This window comes from Microbacterium sp. LWO13-1.2 (assembly GCF_038397725.1).
GTDB lineage: Bacteria > Actinomycetota > Actinomycetes > Actinomycetales > Microbacteriaceae > Microbacterium.
The window spans coordinates 1,858,003-1,877,272 of sequence record NZ_CP151634.1; the positions used below are offsets into that span (position 1 = coordinate 1,858,003).

The 19,270-nt window shown below is 67.7% G+C and carries 16 protein-coding genes; 11 read left to right on the forward strand and 5 right to left on the reverse strand.

Annotated elements, in window-relative coordinates; genetic code table 11:
• Positions 1 to 16: 16 nt before the first annotated feature.
• Positions 17 to 577: a flavin reductase family protein gene (locus MRBLWO13_RS08665; RefSeq protein ID WP_341977985.1), complete on the reverse strand. Its 561-nt coding sequence runs from the start codon at positions 575 to 577 to the stop codon at positions 17 to 19.
• Positions 578 to 805: 228 nt separating this feature from the next.
• Between MRBLWO13_RS08665 and MRBLWO13_RS08670 the strand changes: the two genes are divergently transcribed.
• The 9 genes from MRBLWO13_RS08670 to MRBLWO13_RS08710 all read left to right on the forward strand — a co-directional run bounded on the left by MRBLWO13_RS08670 (position 806) and on the right by MRBLWO13_RS08710 (position 11,305).
• The gene (locus tag MRBLWO13_RS08670) at positions 806 to 1,714 is read left to right on the forward strand and encodes an aldo/keto reductase (protein WP_341977987.1); all 909 of its coding nucleotides are present in this window, start codon (positions 806 to 808) and stop codon (positions 1,712 to 1,714) included.
• A gap of 43 nt (positions 1,715 to 1,757) precedes the next feature.
• On the forward strand, positions 1,758 to 3,380 hold the full coding sequence (locus MRBLWO13_RS08675; protein WP_341977989.1) for an ABC transporter substrate-binding protein: 1,623 nt from the start codon (positions 1,758 to 1,760) through the stop codon (positions 3,378 to 3,380).
• A 69-nt stretch (positions 3,381 to 3,449) separates the two neighbouring features.
• Positions 3,450 to 4,472 carry an ABC transporter permease gene (locus MRBLWO13_RS08680; RefSeq protein WP_341977991.1) on the forward strand — a complete coding sequence of 341 codons (1,023 nt, stop codon included), beginning with the start codon at positions 3,450 to 3,452 and terminating at the stop codon, positions 4,470 to 4,472.
• Entirely contained in the window at positions 4,466 to 5,332 is an 867-nt protein-coding gene (locus MRBLWO13_RS08685) for an ABC transporter permease (protein ID WP_341977993.1), read from the forward strand. Before MRBLWO13_RS08680 ends, MRBLWO13_RS08685 begins: the two co-directional genes overlap by 7 nt.
• A complete protein-coding gene (locus tag MRBLWO13_RS08690) occupies positions 5,329 to 7,062 on the forward strand; it encodes an ABC transporter ATP-binding protein (RefSeq protein ID WP_341977995.1) in 1,734 nt (577 codons plus the stop codon). The genes MRBLWO13_RS08685 and MRBLWO13_RS08690 overlap by 4 nt, the downstream gene beginning before the upstream one ends.
• Positions 7,049 to 8,071 (forward strand): LLM class flavin-dependent oxidoreductase, encoded by a 1,023-nt coding sequence (locus MRBLWO13_RS08695; RefSeq protein WP_341977997.1) that lies wholly within the window; start codon positions 7,049 to 7,051, stop codon positions 8,069 to 8,071. The genes MRBLWO13_RS08690 and MRBLWO13_RS08695 overlap by 14 nt, the downstream gene beginning before the upstream one ends.
• A gap of 11 nt (positions 8,072 to 8,082) precedes the next feature.
• Positions 8,083 to 9,216 (forward strand): LLM class flavin-dependent oxidoreductase, encoded by a 1,134-nt coding sequence (locus MRBLWO13_RS08700; RefSeq protein ID WP_341977999.1) that lies wholly within the window; start codon positions 8,083 to 8,085, stop codon positions 9,214 to 9,216.
• Positions 9,217 to 9,241: 25 nt separating this feature from the next.
• Positions 9,242 to 9,994 (forward strand): DUF1684 domain-containing protein, encoded by a 753-nt coding sequence (locus MRBLWO13_RS08705; RefSeq protein WP_341978001.1) that lies wholly within the window; start codon positions 9,242 to 9,244, stop codon positions 9,992 to 9,994.
• A 291-nt stretch (positions 9,995 to 10,285) separates the two neighbouring features.
• Positions 10,286 to 11,305, forward strand: a complete 1,020-nt coding sequence (locus MRBLWO13_RS08710; protein ID WP_341978004.1) for a 2-dehydropantoate 2-reductase N-terminal domain-containing protein — start codon at positions 10,286 to 10,288, stop codon at positions 11,303 to 11,305.
• 51 nt (positions 11,306 to 11,356) lie between these two features.
• Here the strand turns inward: MRBLWO13_RS08710 and MRBLWO13_RS08715 are convergent, their stop codons facing one another.
• Complete coding sequence (locus MRBLWO13_RS08715; RefSeq protein ID WP_341978006.1) at positions 11,357 to 12,271, reverse strand: LysR family transcriptional regulator; 915 nt, start codon at positions 12,269 to 12,271, stop codon at positions 11,357 to 11,359.
• A gap of 118 nt (positions 12,272 to 12,389) precedes the next feature.
• Between MRBLWO13_RS08715 and MRBLWO13_RS08720 the strand changes: the two genes are divergently transcribed.
• Both MRBLWO13_RS08720 and MRBLWO13_RS08725 read left to right on the forward strand, forming a co-directional pair.
• On the forward strand, positions 12,390 to 13,562 hold the full coding sequence (locus tag MRBLWO13_RS08720; RefSeq protein WP_341978008.1) for an iron-containing alcohol dehydrogenase: 1,173 nt from the start codon (positions 12,390 to 12,392) through the stop codon (positions 13,560 to 13,562).
• A 38-nt stretch (positions 13,563 to 13,600) separates the two neighbouring features.
• Positions 13,601 to 15,124 carry a CoA-acylating methylmalonate-semialdehyde dehydrogenase gene (locus MRBLWO13_RS08725; protein ID WP_341978010.1) on the forward strand — a complete coding sequence of 508 codons (1,524 nt, stop codon included), beginning with the start codon at positions 13,601 to 13,603 and terminating at the stop codon, positions 15,122 to 15,124.
• A gap of 68 nt (positions 15,125 to 15,192) precedes the next feature.
• Here the strand turns inward: MRBLWO13_RS08725 and MRBLWO13_RS08730 are convergent, their stop codons facing one another.
• The 3 genes from MRBLWO13_RS08730 to MRBLWO13_RS08740 are packed head-to-tail and all read right to left on the reverse strand — an operon-like array spanning position 15,193 to position 19,260.
• Positions 15,193 to 16,710, reverse strand: coding sequence for an FGGY-family carbohydrate kinase (locus tag MRBLWO13_RS08730; protein ID WP_341978012.1), 1,518 nt, complete (start codon positions 16,708 to 16,710; stop codon positions 15,193 to 15,195).
• Positions 16,700 to 17,518 (reverse strand): class I fructose-bisphosphate aldolase, encoded by an 819-nt coding sequence (locus MRBLWO13_RS08735; protein ID WP_341978014.1) that lies wholly within the window; start codon positions 17,516 to 17,518, stop codon positions 16,700 to 16,702. Before MRBLWO13_RS08735 ends, MRBLWO13_RS08730 begins: the two co-directional genes overlap by 11 nt.
• A gap of 23 nt (positions 17,519 to 17,541) precedes the next feature.
• Positions 17,542 to 19,260, reverse strand: coding sequence for a glycerol-3-phosphate dehydrogenase/oxidase (locus MRBLWO13_RS08740; protein WP_341978016.1), 1,719 nt, complete (start codon positions 19,258 to 19,260; stop codon positions 17,542 to 17,544).
• Positions 19,261 to 19,270: the final 10 nt, after the last annotated feature.

The window sequence follows — 19,270 nt, forward strand, 5'->3', positions numbered from 1 at the left end:
TCGCTTCGCCGGCGGGTCAACGCAGCGTCGAGTGCTCTCCGAGTCGGTGCCAGGTGCGGTTGTGATAGACCAGCGCGCCGCCGCCGTCAGCGGAGTCCGCATCGCGAGCGAGATGGTGCTGCAGCGCCAACGCCGTGATCACCGTGGATCCACCCGCATCCATCCGATTCACAATCGCGCAGCGCACCCAGGCCCGCACACCGGGGAAGACCGGCTCGCCAGTCGCGAGTCGGGCCCAGGCGGTCGTGTCGGCGAAACGGTCCACACCGCTGGTCGCACCCCGCTTCGCAAGATCGACATCGTGCTCGTCGAGCAGGTGCACCACGATCGAGGCGGATGCGGAGATCGCCGCCGTCGCCGAAGACTGTGAAGACAACGAGAACACCAGCAACGGGGGATCGGCGCTGACCGATGCGACCGACGTCGCGGTCAACGCCACCGGTCCGGAGCCAGGGTCGGCAGTGATGACGGCGACGCCGCCGGGGTGGCCGCGGAACACGGACTTGAAGTCGTCAGCGGCGAGGCTCGCTGCATTGTGCGGCGCGCGGATGGAGTCGCTGCGCGAGATACGGGTCATGGTCGGAACGCTAACCGCCGGCGAATCCTGCCGGCGGTCCCGATCGTGATTGTTTCTTCAGGCGTGTCTTTATGACCTTCGGTGTCGCCTCCATTAACCCGCATGACGCCCCCGCGCTGCAGCGATTTGGCGGTCACCTCCGGGCCTCTGATTCTGAGGTGACCCGCCCGATTCGCCGGCGTCACGCCGCTTCCCACGAGGCGCCGTGGACCCCCACCAGGAGAGATCATGACCCCGACTCCCAGCAGCACGCTCCGCCCCGCACCGGCGGCGAGCGTGAGCCTCGCCGGCCGCGAGGTGCCGCGCCTCGGCTTCGGCGCGCTCCACCTCGCGGGCCCAGGCGGCTGGGGAGCACCGGTCGACCGCCGTGCCGCGATCGCACTCGTGCGCGGCGCCGTCGATGCCGGCATCCGCTACATCGACACGGCAGACAGCCTTGGGCCCGATGTCAGCGAGGCGGTCATCGCGGAGGCATTGTGGCCGTATCCGCGGGACGTCGTGATCGCGACCAAGGCCGGGATGCTGCGCACGGGCCCGACGGGGTGGAGTGCGCTCGGCCAGCCCGCGTACCTGCGACAGCAAGCGCACGCGTCAGCCCTGCGGCTGCGGTTGGACTCGATCCCGCTCTTCTACCTCCACCGCATCGATCCGACCTACCCCCTCGAGGATCAGGTCGGCGCACTTCTCGAGCTCCGCGACGAAGGCGTCATCGAGCACATCGGCTTGAGCGCCGTCACTCTCTCGCAGCTGCACGCGGCGCAGCAGATCGCCCCGATCGCTGCAGTGCAGAACCACTACAACGTGGTCAGCCGAGGATCCGGCGACGTCCTCGCCGCGGCAGAAGACGCCGGCATTCCCTTCGTCTCCTTCTGGAGCCTGGGGCACGGACGCACGCTTCTCGACGACCCGGCGATCGTTGCGCTCGCCGCCGAGGCGCGCCTATCGGCGGCGACGCTTCTCCTCGCGTGGATCCTGCACAGCTCCCGCGCATCGCTGCCGTTGGTGGGCACCGGCCGAATTGTGCACCTCCACGACAACGTGGAGGCGCTCCGCGTCGAGCTGCCCGCTGGAGTCCTCGGCCGACTCGATGCGTGGGCGGCGAACCGCGACCCCGTTCCCGCCTTCCAGACTCGCTGATCACCCGACACCCATACCCTCACAGCACTCCCCAGGAGAACCCATGAAACGCCGAATCACTCTCGCTGCCGCGCTGCCGGTGGTGCTGCTTCTCACCTCGTGTGCCGGGGGTGGAACCAGCACGTCACCTTCCGACGAAGCATCCCGTCGCTTCGTCTACCTCAGCGACCTCGAGCCGACCTGCTTCGACACCGCCGCGTACAAGAATCTCGCGAACTACAACGTGATCCGACAGATCATCGATCCGCTCGTTCGGCAGGACGCCTCGGGAGCCTTCTCCCCGGGCCTTGCGACCGAGTGGGAATCGAACGAAGACGGCACGGTGTGGACCTTCACGCTGCGCGACGACGTCACCTTCCATGATGGCGAGCAGTTGACGGCGGATGCCGTACAGGCGAGCTTCGACCGGTTCATCGCCGACGGCAGCACTTTGAGCGCACCACGCTGGTACGCATCCTCGCGGGCGATCGACGATCTCACGTGGGAGCTCACCCTCACGCAGCCGACCGCGAACATCCTGCAGCAGCTCTCGAACCCCGACTACCCGATCTTCTCGCTCGCGTCACTCGAGAAGTACGACGACGGCGACCGCTGCGCCGACCCGCTTGCGCTCGTCGGAACGGGCCCGTTCGTGCCGGTCGAATACGACCAAGGCGCGAAGCTCATCTTCGAGCGCAACGACGACTACGAGTGGGGTCCCGAGTTCGCCGAGCACACGGGCCCTGCCTACCTCGAGGAGGTCGAGATCCAGTTCGTCCCCGAGGCGCAGGTCCGCATCGGTGCGCTCACCAGCGGCTCTGCGGATGCGATCTCCAGCCTGCCTCCGCTGAACGCCGATGCCGTCGAGGAAGCAGGGTTCGCCCTCGCGAGCGCCCCCGCAACCGGAGTCCCGTTCGTCGCGCCTTTGAACACGACGGACGGCCCGACAGCGGACGTGCGGGTGCGAGAAGCGCTGCGCACGGCCGTCGACTGGGATGCACTCGTCGAGACGATCTACAAGGGGCGATACGACCGCGCATGGACGCCTCTGGCGCCGACGACGGCACCAGAGGGCGCCTACAACGCGGAGATCGAGGGCAGCTACGAGTTCGACTCGGACGCGGCCACTGCGCTTCTGGCGGAGGCCGGATACACCGAGACCGACAGCGACGGCTACCTGACCAAGGGCGGCGAGCGTCTGGTGCTGCGCTGGATCAGCGACGCGAGCGACATTCGCGATCAGCGCGACGTGGTCGCTGAGGCAGTCCAGGCGCAGGCCCGTGAATCCGGTATCGAGATCACCATCGAGCAACTCGACACGTCGGCATACCTCGAGCGGGTCGCGGCGAGCGACTATGAGATCGTCGCGGAATCGTGGGGGCAGTCTGATGCTGCGGTGTTCGGATCCGCGACCAACCCGAAGGGCATCGCCCCGAACGGGATCAACTACTCCCGCTACGGCGACGACGACCTCGCCGCGTGGGTGCCCGAAGCGGCTTCGTCCGCTGATCCGGAACGTCGCGCCGAGCTGTATCGCCTCATCCAGCAGCGGGTGAACGAACAGGTGTCGATCATCCCGATCTACATCCAGTCGTTCCTGGTCGCATCGAAGGACTCGGTGTCGGGAATCGCGTTCGATCCGGTCGGATACCCGACTGCGTTCTACGACGTGCAGATCGCCGATTGACACCCGTGCGGGCGGGGGCTGCCATCGCCCCGCCCGCACTCACTTTCCACCGACGAAGGGCCAGGGCACATGTCTGACACTCTGATCGAGGTGCGTCCGGTGGACGACGCCACCCCGTCGCCCGCCCGTCGGCCGAGTGCCGTCGTCGCGCTCCGATTCGCTCGCGCACGAGCGATCGACATCGCGCTGGTCATGGTCGCGGCAGCAACGCTCTCCTTCCTCACTCTTCAGATGATGCCGGGCAACCCGGTGGACACCCTCCTTCGCGGCACGTTCGAGATCACCCCCGAGATGCGTCGGGATGTCGCCGTCGCCTACGGGCTCGACCAGCCCGTGTGGCTGCAGTACATCCGCTACCTCGGTGGGCTGCTCGTCGGCGATCTCGGCGTCAGCTACCAGCAGCGCGCATCGGTCAACGAGATCATCGGCACGGCGCTGCCGCCGACGGCGGCGCTCACCGCATTCGCGATGGTGCTGGCGATCGGCTTCGCCCTCGTCGGTGCACTGGTCTCGGCCGGCCGTGGACGCGGAGCGCGTTTCCTGGCCCAGGGCATCGAGCTCGTCGCCATCGCCGTGCCCTCGTTCTGGATCGGACTCATCCTGCTGAGCGTCTTCGCCTTCGCGATTCCCCTGTTCCCGTCGACCGGAGCGGACGGCTTCGGCTCGCTCGTGCTACCCGCGGTCACCCTGGCGCTGCCCCTCGCCGGCGTCTTGGGGCAGATCCTGCGAGAGCGCCTCGACGAGACCCTGGAACAGCCGCACGCGCTCACAGCCCGTACCCGCGGAGCGAGCGCCGCACGGGTGCGGGTCCGGCACGGGCTTCGACACTCGGTGATCCCGGCACTCACCGTCTCCGGTGCGATCGTCGGGTCGCTCCTGGTGGGCACCACCGTCATCGAGACGCTCTTCTCCAGGCCGGGGATCGGCCGAGTGCTGCTCAACGCCGTGATGTCGAAGGATGCTCCGGTGATCATGGGGGTCGTGATCTTCTCGGCGATCGTATTCGTGGTCGTGAACACCGTCGTCGATCTGCTCGCGCTGATCGTCGATCCCCGCACTCGTACCCAGAAGGGGCTGGTGGGAGCATGGTGACTCTCGACGTGCCGCTGCCCCGCGCGCAGGCGCGACTCCTGCGTACGGATGTTCCGGTCGGCATGGTCCTCGCCGCAGGCATCCTGATCCTGCTGATCGTGATGGCGATCACTCCTGCCCTGTTCACCGACACCGACCCGCTGCGGACCGACCCGCTGGCGGCATTCCAGCCCCCGGGCGCCGCGCACCCGTTCGGCACCGACCAGCTCGGGCGCGATCAGTTCGCCCGCGTGATCCACGGAGCGCGACTGAGTCTCGGGATGGGATTCGGGGCCACCGTCATCGGGCTGATCGCCGGGCTCGCCCTCGGACTGCTCGCCGGTCTCTCGCGGGGTTGGGGCGACCGCGTGCTCTCCCGACTCATCGACGTCCTCTACGCCTTCCCCGAGATGCTCCTCGCGATCATCGCGGTTGCGGTGCTGGGCACCGGATTCTCGACGCTGCTGATCGCGATCGGCATCGGATCCATTCCCAGCTACGCACGGGTCCTGCGGTCGCAGGTGCTCCAGGTGCGCTCATCCGGCTACGCCGAGTCGGCTGTCACGCTCGGACAGCGCCCCGCTCTGATCGCATGGCGCCACGTGCTGCCCAATTCGATCGGGCCGGTGCTCGTGCTGGCCACGATCGGCGTGGGCACTGCCATCATCTTCGGCTCCGCTCTCAGCTTCGTCGGCCTCGGCGCCCAGCCGCCGACCCCGGAATGGGGACTCATGCTCTCAGACAGTCGCAACTACCTCTCGCTCGCACCGTGGCTCGCCCTGTGGCCGGGAATCTTCCTCGCCGCGACAGTGATCTCGGTGACGGTGATCGGACGCTGGTTGCAGCGACGATTCGTCAGCCCGTTGGGAGGTCGGCGATGACCGACGTCCTCAGCCGGCCGGTGCTCCCGTTATCGGACGCCGATGCGCAGCCGGTCGCCCAGGGAACGCCTCTGCTCAGCGTCCGCGACCTCACGGTCACCTTCCACGGCGGTCGGGTGCCGGTCCGTGCCGTGCGCGGAGTGTCCTTCGACATCCGCGCCGGCGAGTCCGTCGCCATCGTCGGGGAGTCAGGGTCGGGCAAGAGTGTCACCGCGCGGGCGCTGCTCGGCGTCGCCGGAGCCGGCGCCGCCGTGAACGCCGAGCGGCTGAGCTGGGCGGATGCCGATCTCCGCCGTTTCACCGAACGCCAGTGGCGCGGCATCCGGGGTCGACGAATCGGACTGGTGCTCCAGGACGCGCTGAGCTCTCTCGATCCCCTTCGCCGGATCGGGGCGGAGGTCGCTGAACCGCTGGCGGTGCACCGTCTCCTCACGCGAGGGCAGCACAGGTTCCGGGTCCGCGAGTTGCTGACCAGCGTCGGCATCCCCCGTCCGGATGTCCGCGCTCGCCAGTACCCGCACGAGCTCTCCGGAGGATTGCGTCAGCGGGCGCTCATCGCATCGGCGCTCGCGGGCGCACCGGAGCTCATCGTCGCCGACGAACCGACCACCGCCCTGGATGTGACCGTCCAGGCGCAGATCCTCGACCTGCTCGCCGACCTCAGATCCCGAGGCACCGCTCTTCTGGTCATCAGCCACGATCTCGCCGTCGTCGCCCAGATCGCCGACCGTGTTCTGGTGATGCGCGACGGAGTCGTGGTCGAAGAGGGGCCGACGAGGAGGGTGCTGACCGCGCCTCGTCACGAGTACACGCGACAGCTGCTCGATGCGGTCCCTGGGTCGGGCTCGCGCGGGCGACGGCTGTCCGACGATCGCGAGCGGGTGGGACAGGACGACGCCACTCCCGCCGTCGTGGGCTCGGCGCCCGTCGTCGTGCGTGCCGACCGCCTTCGCAAGACGTATCGTGCGCCGGGAGGAGAGGACACGGTCGCCCTCGAGGAGGTGTCGTTCGCGCTTCATCGGTCGGAGATCGTCGGCATCGTCGGGGAGTCGGGGTCGGGAAAGTCGACGGCAGCCCGCGTCGTCCTGGGCCTGGCAGAGCCGGACTCCGGCTCCGTGGAATTCCTCGGCGAGGCGTGGTCCGGAATCCCCGAGCAGAAGCGGCGGATGCGGCGACCTCGCATTCAGCACATCTCGCAGGATCCGCTGGGCTCGTTCGATCCCAGACAGCGCGTGGGCGCGATCATCGCCGAGGCGCTCGCCCGTGTCGGCGTCCCCCGTGCGGAGCGCCCTGACGAAGTCGGACGACTGCTGGAATCCGTCGGCCTGACGGCGGATGTGACAGGGCGTCGACCGTCATCGCTCTCCGGCGGCCAGCGACAGCGGGTCGCGATCGCGCGTGCCCTCGCGACCCGGCCAGAGGTGATCGTCTGCGATGAGGCGGTATCCGCGCTCGATGTATCGGTTCAGGCGCAGGTCCTCGACCTGCTCGTCGAGCTCCGCGACCGCACCGGCGTGGCGCTGCTGTTCATCTCCCACGACCTCGGCGTCATCCATCACATCGCCGATCGCGTCCTCGTCATGAAGGACGGGCGCGTGGTCGAACAGGGCGACGTCCACGAGGTCTTCACCGCACCGCGGCATCCGTACACCCAGCAGCTTCTCGCATCTCTTCCCACCCTCCCGCCGCGGGAGGCCACCCCCGAAAGGATCCTCGATGCCCAGGATTGATCTCTTCTACTACGGCGACACCTCACCAGGGCAATCGGCTGCCGAACTGTACCGCGACATCGAGGAGCAGGTCGTGCTCGGCGACCAGCTCGGATACAACGGCGTGTGGGTGACGGAGCACCATCTCGACATGCGCGGCGAGATCCCTGATCCGCTCTTGCTGCTCGCCCGTCTCAGCGGCGTCACCAGCCGGATCAGGCTCGGCACCTCGATCGTGTGCGCGCCGTTCTATCATCCGATCCGGCTCGCCGAGTCGGCGCTGCTGCTCGACGCGCTCTCCGGTGGGCGCCTCGACCTCGGTGTGGGCTCCGGGGTGGGCGACGACCGATTCCTCTCGGTGTGGGGGGTGACTCGGGCGGAGTCCTCGGCACGTGCTGCGGAAGTCTTCGAGATCCTCCGACAGGCGATCGACATCGGCGCGGTGAACTTCCACGGCGAGTTCTACGACTTCACCGACGTGATCGTCTCTCCGCCGGCCGGCAGGAGCGCGCGTGATCTCATCTGGGCCGCCGCGGGACGCAATGCGATCCCGCTCGCGGAGAAGCACGGGTACCGTCTGATGATTCCGCGGCCGCTTCCCCTTGAGGAGCGCCTGCGCATCAACCGCGACTATCGGGCCGTGACAGGGGAGTCCGGCGAGGTGATCCACCTCCGCAGCGGCCTGGTCGCCGCGACTCGTGAGCAGGCCCGGCGCGATTCCGTGGAGTTCCTCCGCGAATACGCGCGTATCTATCTCAAGGTCGATTGGCGCGGCGGACCGGACAGCGCGCAGTTCGACGAGATCGCCGAACAGCTCAGCTTCGCGATCGGCACCGCGGGAGATGTCGCGGAGAAGATCTGGGACTGGACGGCGCAGTTCGACGGCACCGAACAGACCGCGATCCAGTTCCAGGGGCCCGGCGTCTCACACGCCAATGTCCTCAAGGCCATCGAGCTCTTCGCCGATGAGCTCCCCGGGCTGCAGGCGGTCAGCTCTGCACCCACCGTCGACCTGGCCGCATCGGCCTAGAAGGATCCGTCATGACTCAAGAACTTCCCCGCACCCATCTGCCGGTGCAGCCCGCCGCGGATCGTCATCTGAGACTCGGGTTCATCACTCACCTCGACCACACCGACGATCTCGAACGGGTGTACGCGGAGAATCTCCGGTTCATCCAGGAGCTCGAGAAGCTCGGGTACGACAGCGCGTGGGTCGCGACGCGCCACTTCCACTCCGGATGGGCGAACCTTCCCAGCCCGTTCGCGTTCTACGGGGCCGCGGCCGCATTGACCTCCACGATCACACTCGGCACCGCTGTGGTCCCGATCATCGTCGACGACCCGGTGCGCCTCGCGGAGGAGGTCTCGGTGCTCGATCACCTGTCGGGAGGTCGTCTGCAGCTCGGCCTCGGGAAGGGTGTTCCCTCGACGGGATATCACGTCTTCGCGCGGTGGGGGAGTGAGCGCGAGAACGACTACCTGACCAAGGTCGAGCAGTTGCACTGGGCGCTCCGCGGGGAGCAGATTCCCGATTCTCAGGCGCGCATCCATCCGCCGAACCACGACCTGCGCGGACGGATCTACCACGGCACATCGACGTGGTCGACGATCCGACGCGCGGCGCAACTCGGTGATGGATTCATCCTGGAGCGGTTCGGGAACGGCGATGAGCGGACGCCGGAGAACCGCCCGGTGTTCCTGAAGCGCCAGGCCGACTCCATCCTCGAGTACCGATCGGAGTTCACGCGCTCGTGGGGGACGGAACGCACGCCCCATGTGGTGCTGTCGCGGTCCGCGTGGCCGGCGGACACGACAGCCCAGGCGCTCGCGGAACTCACCGAGGCCACCCGGGAATGGAACGCGTCCGCGCGATCGGTCGGCCGGCTGCCCGAAGGTCTGAGCCCCGCCGAGGAGCTCATCTCGGACAACGTGGCCTGGGGTACGGTCGACGACCTCGTCGCCGACCTCACGGCCGATCCGTCGTTCGCGCTCTCGGACGAACTCGTCCTCGGGCTGCATCCCGGGCGGTACACGATCCCGGTCGCCATTGAAAAGGCTCGGACGCTCATCGAGCAGGCATACCCGCTGCTGGATGCCGAATGGCGGCGCGCTCAGAAGTCGTTGGGTGAACGCGTCGCCGAGTACGATGCCTCACGCGAATCCGTGATCGCATGATCGCCGTCATCCGAAAGGAACCAGCATGACCTCTGCCCCCGGTCGTACCGATCTCGACGCCGAACGGGAGTCCCGTTGGCGCTCTGTCTCCGGCGAGTACGGGATCGCCTCGCTGAGGCACACGCACTGGCTGGATGCCGAGCATCGTTCCTACCCCGGAGCGCCCGGCTCCTGGGCAGGTCGTGACGGGCGGGTCGTCGGCATCGTCCCGCTCGACCCGGATGCCGAGCCCGAAGAGGTGGCGCTGTCACCGGGGGAGGACGCACGGGTCGGGAAGCTCCGTCTCCGCGCGATCGACCGCGATGGCGCGCTGGCGTTGCGGGTCTTCGATCCGGACGCGCCCAGTCGATCCGAGCTGCGCGAGATCCTCTCCTTCCCCCCGAACGACGACTGGGTGGTCGACGGCGTGTTCATTCCTGCGGCATCCGGAGAGACCAGGGTCGTGCGCAGCGTGGACGGATATGAACGCGAGGAGACCGCCGTCGGAGAAATCGCTCTCGAGGTCGGCGGTGAATCCGTGCGCCTCGCCGTCTCCGGCGGCTCGACGGGGTTCAGTGCCGTCATCGCCGACGCCACCAGCGGCGACGACGCCTATCGATTCCGGTTCCTGCCGATCGGGGCGCCGGACTCCGACGGTACGGTGGTCGTCGATTTCAACCGCGCCTACCTCCCGCCCTGCGCTTTCAGCGACCAGTACGTCTGCCCCCTTCCTCCCGCGGGGAACCGGTTGCGGGTGCGGGTCGAGGCCGGCGAGCGGATCGTGGATCGGGCGGCGTAGAGGATCGACACAAAAGGAAACGCAGGCCGCGGCTCCTCCCGCGCTGCGGTCGACGCCGGCCGGGGTAGGTGAGGCAGCGAGAGCAAGTGGAAGTCCTGTTCAGGCGGCTTATCCGAGCGCGTGTGGCGATGAAATCGAGGTTCGAGCGATGCTCTGCTCGGGGCCCGGTTGAAACGCGACGTCACACGATCGTGGACTCGGCCGTGCGCGCGGATGGTCGTCCGTAGTCTGACTGCACGACAACGATCGGCAGGATTCCATGCACCCCTCGAAGCACTCCGCCCACGACGCGTGGTCACACGGCTGGTCCGCCTCGTGAGCCGGTACATCGTCATCGGCGCCGGCGCAGTCGGCGCGTTGCTTGCTGCGCAGTGGACCAGCGCCCGCGTGCCGGTGACGCTGGTCGGTCGAGGCCGCGCGCTCGAGGTCATCGAGCGGGATGGGGTGCGAGTTCGTCGGCCGGGTGGAGACGAGGTGATCGAAGTCGATGTCGTCGCGTCGATCCAGGAGGCGCGTCCAAGGCTGTCCGACGCGATCGTGTTAGCGGTCAAGTCTCAGGATGCGGAGCGCGTCATCGCCGATATCGCCTGGGTGGAACTCGCCGACGGGCTCGGAGTCGTGGCAGATCTGCCGATCCTCACTCTGCAGAACGGGCTGGCGAGCGAGGAGATCGCGCTCCGGAGGTTCGAGAGAGTGATCGGCGTTTCAGTCGGCATTCCCGCGAGTCATCTCGAGCCGGGCGTGATCGTCTCACCGGGCCGGCCCGTCGTCGGCGTCGCCTGGATCGGCGGGTATCCCCGGTCGATCCCGGCCGAGGAGGAGCGGCACCGTGGTGCGTTCACTCGGGCCGGCTTCGCTGCGATCATCGAGCCGGACATCGCCGCGGCCAAGCGCCGCAAGCTCATCGCGAACCTGCGGAACATCGTCGACGTGTTCGGAGCGACCAGCGAACAGCAGGAGTACGCCGAAGGCGCCCTCGCCGGTGAAGCCCGACGCGTCTTCGCCGAGGCGGGGCTGTCGGTCGCTCCCGCCGCGTGGGACGCGCCGCGTCTTGACGTCGATCCCGTGCCGGGGCATGTGCCGGGTCACCTGTCGACCTGGCAGAGTTTCGCGCGCGGGACGACGAGCGAAGTCGACTTCCTGAGCGGCGAGGTCGCGCTCATCGCCAGACGGCACGGCCTGGCGGCACCGCTCAACGCTGCGGTCGCGCGCGAACTCGGCATCCACGCAGCGCGCAAGGGGCGACCAGGGGAGTTGCCGCTCCCGCCGGAGTTCACGTCCGGATCGCTGTTCGCCGAGCGCGCGTGGTGAGGACTGAACTCGGCGCATCGATGTGCCCCGTGGCACGCATCCATCCCTGAGTCATCCGGGAGCGCCGTCTGCCCGCGGCAGCAGGTCGAGGTCGGGATGCTTGTCGACGAGGGCGCGCACGGCCTCGATGGTCGCCTGCACTCGGCGCAGGGGAAGCCCGATCTCCGGAGCGATCATCCAGTAGGCGCGCTTCACGGCGAACGACTCCGGCAGAACGGGGACGAGGCGCGGTTCCCGCTCTCCGATGAATGTGGGAAGCGGTGCGATCCCCAGCCCGTTGATCGCCGCCTGGACCTGACCGGTGATGTTGTTGCACTGCACGCGAGCGTGTGCCCCGGCGAGAATCGTGTCGAGCAGTCGTAGCGGCCGCACGTCCAGCATCGAATCGATGTACCAGATGACGCTGTGTCCGTCGATCACGTCCCGTGTGCTCGAGGGTTCGCCGTTGCGGCGGAGGTAGTCGGCGGAGGCGTAGAGCCGCAGCTCGTACTCGGCGAGCGGTGCGGCACGCACGGTGGGGACGCTCGAGGGCTCGAGTGAGATCGCCACGTCGAAGTCGCGTGCGGTGACGGCGCCCTGACTCGTCGCCGTCGAGATCTCGAGTGTGAGATCAGGGTGCTGGTCCCGAAGATCAGCGAGGCCGGGAATCAGGACGTAGACGCCGAATCCATCCGGTGCGAGCACGCGGATGGCCCCGCTCAAGGTCTGCCGGGATGTCGAGAGCTCGTCGACCGCGGCGAGCCGAGCGTTCTCGATCGCTTCGGCGTGGGGGATCAGTATCTCGCCGGCCGCCGTGAGCTGCCAGCCGTGTCGTCCGCGATCGATGAGCCGGCTGCCCACGCTCTGCTCGAGCCGCGCAAGTCGACGTGACACGGTCGTCTCGTCGAGTTGCATGCGGCCGGCGACGGCGTTGAGTCGCCCCGTGCGCGACAGCTCCAGCAGGATGCGGAGGTCATCGGTGTTCATCCCCGCAGGCTACTGCATTTCTGCAGGTCGGCCTGCGGAAACTGCCGTTGACGCCTGCGGTCCTGCAGGAGACGCTGAGGCATGCCCGCATCCGGGCGACAGTACGGAGGAATGAAGCATGGTTTTCCAGGTCGCGGTCCCTTCGGATCTCCGCATCGGCGGCGGATCCCTCGCACAACTGCCCGACGTGCTGCGGCGCCTCGGTTCTGCTCGGCCATTGATCGTCACCGATGGGTTCCTCACCGGCAACGGCACGGCCGATCGAGTCGCCGCTCTGCTCAGAGACGCGGGCCTGCACCCTGCGGTCTTCTCGGGTGTGGTGCCCGATCCGACCACGATCTCGCTGCGCGGTGGACTGGAAGCTGCAAAGGAGCACCAGGCGGATGTCCTCGTCGGGCTGGGCGGCGGGAGTCCGATCGACACCGCGAAGGCGCTCGCCGTGCTCGCCGTGCGCAACGGCGAGCTGCGCGATCTCAAGGCTCCGTTCAGCTATGACGGGCCCGCTCTCCCCGTCGTCGCCGTGCCCACGACGGCCGGTACCGGGTCGGAAGCGACGCGGTTCACCGTCATCACCGACAGCGACACGGGAGAGAAGATGCTGTGCGCGGGCCCGTCGTACCTCCCGGTCGCCGGAATCGTCGACTTCGAGCTGACCATGAGCATGCCCCCTCGCCTCACCGCCGACACCGGGATCGATGCGCTCACCCACGCGGTCGAGGCTTACGTCAGCCGTCATCGGAATGCCTTCTCCGACTCTGTCGCCCTTCGCGCGATGACCATCATCGGGCGCAATCTGCGCGAGGCCTATCGTGACGGCGGTGACCGAGACGCCCGCGCCGCGATGATGGAGGCGGCCACGCTCGCCGGTATCGCCTTCTCGAACTCGAGCGTCGCGCTCGTCCACGGCATGAGCCGTCCGCTCGGCGCGCACTTCCACGTGAGTCACGGCATGTCGAACGCGATGCTCTTCGCTGCTGTCACCGAGTTCTCGCTCGGCGTCGCCGACGACCGCTACGCGGACTGCGCCCGCGCTCTGGGGCTGGTCGACGACAGCATCGCCGATGCGGATGCCGCCATCGCTCTGGTGGACGAGCTTCGCGCGCTCGCGACCGGACTCGCGGTCCCGACCCCGGAGGAATTCGGAGTCTCGAGCGCGGACTGGGTGGCACTCGTCCCCACCATGGCCGAGCAGGCGCTGGCCTCCGGTTCGCCGGGCAACAACCCCCGGGTGCCGACGGCATCCGACATCGAACGCCTCTACCACCGCGTCTTCGACGGCGGCATTCGATGACGAACCACAGCCGAGAACATCAGAAAGGCATCACCGACGTGACCCCCACCGCAGACATCCCCGTCATCTCCCACTGGATCGACGGCGCTGAGAGCGCCTCGACGAGCGGCCGCACCGCGCCCGTGTTCAACCCCGCCACCGGTTCGGTGAGTGCGCATGTCGCACTCGCCGACCAGGCGGAGATCGACGCCGCGATCGCCTCGGCCAAGCGCGGCTACCAGATCTGGAGCGGTTACTCGGTCGCGAAGCGCCAGACCGTGCTGTTCGCGTTCCGTGAGCTGCTCAACGCCCGCAAGCAGGAACTCGCCGAGATCATCACCGCCGAGCACGGCAAGGTCGTCTCTGACGCGATGGGCGAGATCCTCCGCGGCCAGGAGGTCGTCGAGTTCGCCACGGGCTTCCCGCACCTGATCAAGGGTGCTTTCACCGAGAATGCCTCCACCGGCATCGACGTGTACTCGTTGAAGCAGCCGCTCGGCGTGGTCGGCGTCATCAGCCCGTTCAACTTTCCGGTGATGGTGCCGATGTGGTTCTTCCCGATCGCGATCGCCGCCGGCAACGCGGTCGTGCTCAAGCCTTCGGAGAAGGACCCGTCTGCCGCACTGTGGATGGCGCGGCTCTGGAAGGAAGCCGGCCTGCCGGACGGCGTCTTCACGGTGCTGCAGGGCGACAAACTCGCAGTGGACGGGCTGCTGGAGAGCCCGGATGTGAAGTCGATCTCCTTCGTGGGCTCCACACCGATCGCGCAATACATCTACGAGACGGCGTCGAAGAACGGCAAGCGGGTCCAAGCGCTCGGCGGTGCGAAGAACCACATGCTCGTGCTGCCGGACGCCGATCTCGATCTGGTCGCCGACCAGGCCGTCAACGCGGGATACGGTGCCGCGGGGGAGCGGTGCATGGCGATCTCGGTCGTGCTGGCCGTGGAGCCGGTCGCCGACGAGCTGATCGAGAAGATCTCCGAGCGCATCAGTCGACTGCGGATCGGAAACGGGGCCGGCGACTCGGCAGGTGAGCCCGACCTCGGCCCGTTGATCACCGGTGTGCATCGCGACAAGGTGTCGGGATACGTCGACATCGCCGAGCAGGACGGTGCCACGATCGTCGTCGACGGGCGCGGTTGCTCGGTCGACGGGCACGAGGACGGGTTCTGGTTCGGACCGACCCTCATCGATGCGATTCCGACCACGTCACGCGCCTATCAGGAGGAGATCTTCGGGCCGGTGCTCTCGGTGGTCAGGGTCGCGTCCTTCCAGGACGGGCTCGATCTGATCAACTCGGGCGCCTTCGGCAACGGCACGGCCATCTTCACCAACGACGGGGGAGCGGCCCGCCGGTTCCAGAGTGAGGTGGAGGTCGGCATGATCGGCATCAACGTCCCGATTCCGGTGCCGGTCGCGTACCACTCGTTCGGCGGATGGAAGGCGTCGCTGTTCGGCGACGCCAAGGCATACGGCGTGCACGGGTTCGACTTCTTCACTCGGGAGAAGGCGATCACGAGCCGCTGGCTCGACCCGGCGACCCACGGCGGCATCAACCTCGGATTCCCCCAGAACGACTGAACGACCTGAAGAAGCCCCGGCGGGAACATCCTGCCGGGGCTTCTTCGCGTGTGCACGCAGAGGGCGTTTCAGCTCTGCGCATCCTGGTGCTGTGCGTCCCAGAAGCCGTGAAGAACCGTGGCGAGGTCGCGCGAGACGCGGAAGCGGCGATCGTAGTGCGCCGACATGACGGCGTCGGGCTGGTAGACGTGCCTCGTGCGGGTCATGCGTGCGGCCGCGGCTTCGTAGTCGGGGAACACCCCGGCGCCGACGCCCGCGCTCAGCGCCGCTCCCAGCGCACCCGTCTCGTCTTCGGCCGCGACCGCGATCGGGAGGCGAAGGCAGTCTGCGAGCATCTGCCCCCACACCGCACTGCGGGAGCCGCCTCCGGAGAGGGTGGCCTTGTCGATCTGCGCTCCGGCGTCGCGAAGACGTTCGATGTGCCGGCGGTGCTCGAACACGACGCCTTCGAACAGAGCCCTGATCAGGTGTCCCTCGCCGTGCCAGCCGGCCACTCCGTTGAACCCGGCGCGATGCTCGGCGCCCTGCGGTGATCCGTAGAGGTACGGGTGGAAGTACGGATCGTCGATCCGGGGGGCGACCTCGGCCAGCCGCAGATGGCAGAAGCCGAAGGGATCGTCGTGATGGCTGCCTCGTTCGACGAACTCGCGGACGTACCACTCCAGCTGCGACGCCGACGTGGCGCTGTTGTCCATGATCATGAATCGCTCGGGTCCGAAGGCGGCGACCATGAGGACGTCACGGTTCACCACCGGCTCCTCGGCCAGGTACTGGTTGACCGACCAGGTTCCGGCGATGATCGAGGTCGCGCCGGTCTCGACGACGCCCGCGCCGAGCGCACTGGCGATCACGTCGAAGAGTCCGCCGACGACCGGCGTGCCTTCAGCGAGACCCGTCTGGGCAGCCGCATCCGCCGTGACCGTTCCGGCGATCTCGGTCGGATCGACCAGCCGCGGCAGAAGCGTTCGCAGTCCGGCCAGGCCGTAGAGAGCGAGCAGCTCGTCGTCGTACCGGCATTCCGGCATCTTCAGCAGTCCCGCTCCGGACATGTCCGAGATGTCGCTGACCTTCTGCCCCGTGAGCTTGAACGTGATGTAGTCCTTGCACATCAGGAGGGTGCCGGCGCGTTCGATCACGTCAGGGCGGTGCTGCCGCATCCAGGCCAGCAGGACGGGGGTCTGCGACGGCCACGGCTCCTGCAGCGCAGCGGCGTGCAGAGCGTCGCCGTGAGCGGCTGCCAGCTCGCCGGCGACACCGGCCGCACGCGTGTCCAGCGACTGGATTCCGACGAGCGGCCGATCGTCGTGATCGAGGAGGTAGAGGCCGTTGCCGTGTCCGGCGCATCCGGCCGCCACGATCTGGCGGGGATCGATTCCGGCCTCGACGATGCAGTGCTGCAGTGCCTCTCTCGCGTTGCGCCAGAGCTCTTCGAGATCCCGCTCCACGTGCCCCGGCTCCGGGGTCGTCGACTGGCCGTCGATCGCGTACGACGCGACCCGTTCGCCGTCGAGATCGAACAGCACCGCCTTGATGACGGTGTTGCCGACGTCGATTCCGAGGAGGTACTGCTTCTCGTCAGCCGGCATTGTAGATATCCCACGCTTCGGCGCCGGAGGCGCCCCGGTGGACGATGCCCATCAGTGCGTCGACGACGGCCTTCGGGTTCTCGTGCTGGTAGATGTTGCGGCCGTAGACGAGTCCGGATGCGCCCTGCGCCATCAGGGCCGCCGACTTCGCCAGCACCGACTCGAGTCCTTCCTTGCCGCCGCCTCTGACCAGCACCGGCACGCGGGCGGCTTCGACGACGCGATGGAAGTCCTCGGGGTCGTCGGTCGGGTCGGCCTTGATGATGTCGGCACCCATCTCGCTGGCGAGGCGCACGAGCGTCACGATCTTCTCGGCGTCGCCGTCGACCTGGTAGCCGCCTCTGACGTCGTTGGGCAGCATGACCAGCGGTTCGATCATGAGCGGCATCCCGTACTTGGCACAGGAAGCACGGACCCTGCTGATGTTCTCGACGCACTGGCGGAAGAGCTCTGGTTCGTCCGGCAGCATGAAGAGATTCACGACGACGCACGCCGCATCCATCTCCAGCGCCCCGATGATCGGCTCGTCGTGGTTCTGCAGCATGGACCACATCACCCGGTGCTTCTGAGCGTTGTAGGGGTTGCCCATGTCGATGCGCATGACGAGCGCAGGCTTGTCCTTGCCGGGGGCGGACTGCAGCAGGTCGGCCTGTCCGTATGCCATCTGGATGGCGTCGGGCTTCGCATCGATCAGTGACGAGACGACGCTCGGCATGTCTTCCAGTCCGACCAGGAAACCGGGCTCGTTGCACACTCCGTGATCGATGGCGACATCCAGACAGCCCCCATCGCTGAAGAGACGGTTCATCCTCGCAAGGTTGCTCAGGCGCATCACACGGTCCTTTCCATAGTTCGACGGTCGAGGGCGTCGCGGTCGACGCGGTGATACCTCTCGAGATCCGTCACCAGTTCACCGATCTCGGCGAGACGGCGTTCGTCATTCCAACCCAGTTCCGCAGCAGCGACGGTGGCGATCGTCTCGATCAGGCCGGCATCCACTGCCCCCGTGATCGCGACCGCCGTGCGGCGCAGGATCAGGTCACCGAGTCTGGTGGCGTACTCGTGATGCACCATGAAGGCGATCTCGGCAGCAGTGAGCTGCACGCCGGCGCCGATCGGCTGATCGTCGTCGCGTCCGGCGCAGTACTCCATGACCTCGGACGCCCGGGTGCCGTATGCGTCGACGAGATGCGCTGCGCGGGCATCGGACACGCCCCACTTCGCGATCAGCGCGGCTTCGATGCGCGACGCATCGACGAAACCCCGCCCTCCGCCGATTCCCAGTTCCGCGGACGACGTGGTGCGTTCGCGTCCGAGCTCGGCGAGAACCTCATCGGTCATGTCCTCGGCGAAGGCGCGGAACGTCGTCCATTTGCCGCCGATCATGCAGAACTGGGGAACGTCGCCGTCGATCCGCTTCACATCGTGACCGCGCGTGATCCTCCCGGTGAAGTCGTGTTCGCTCTTGAGCAGCGGGCGGATGCCGCTGAAGGAGTAGACGATCTGGTCCGTGGACACCGGCACCCGGGGGAAGACGGCCTGCAGGGACTCGAGGATGTAGTCGCGCTCGTCGTCTTCGCACCGCACGCGCTCCGCTCGCTCGACCTTGATGTCGGTGGAGCCCGCGAGTACGCGGCCGAGATAGCCGAAGGCGATGCAGATCCGGCCGTCGGAGTTGTCGAAGTACACCATGTGCCCGTCGAGGGCGTCGTGCAGTTCCGGATTGTCGAGAACGAGATGCGACCCCTTCGTGCCCTCGACCAGCTGACCCGGCAGGTCGCCGGCGGGGACGAGTGTCGCGAGGGATTCGTCGAGCCACGCGCCGGTGGCGTTCACGACCGTCTTCGTCGTCACCGGGTATCGCGTGCCCGTCTCGCCGTCGGTCACCACGAAGCCCGATCCGTCACTGGCGATCTCGGCGTAGTTGAGCGCGATGGAACCGGGCGACATCTCCGACGTGTCCATGACCAGCTCCACACCCAGCCGCTCCGGGTAGCTGATCCACGCGTCGTAGAAGACGGCGGCGAACTTCATCCGCTCGGTGAGTTTCGGCCACTGCTGGAACGCGGCGCGGGTGCCGAGGAAACGGTGTCGGGGCAGCGCCCGGCGCTCGCGGGTGACCCAGTCGTAGATGCTCAGTCCGATCCGCAAGGGCACGGCCCCGCGTCTGGCCGGCCGGGTGGAGAGCCGGAAGAAGCTCGCAGCGGCGTTGAACAGACCGGAGAACACCGAGGTGATCGGGACCACCGTCGGCAGGGGGCGCACCATGTGCGGTGCATTGCGCAGTAGCGCATCGCGCTCCCGCAGAGATTCGCGCACGAGGCCGAACTCGCCGTTCTCCAAGTACCGGAGTCCGCCATGGATCATCCGGGAGGGGGCGGCGCTGCAACCGGAGCAGAAGTCCACGCGCTCGACCAGCAGCACTCGAAGGCCCTGGAGGGACAGCTCCCGGAACACTCCGACGCCGTTGATCCCGCCGCCGACCACGATCGCATCGAACGAGCCGTCGGCACGGATCTGATCGAACCTGGCGCTCCTGGGGGTGGTCATGAGTCTTCCT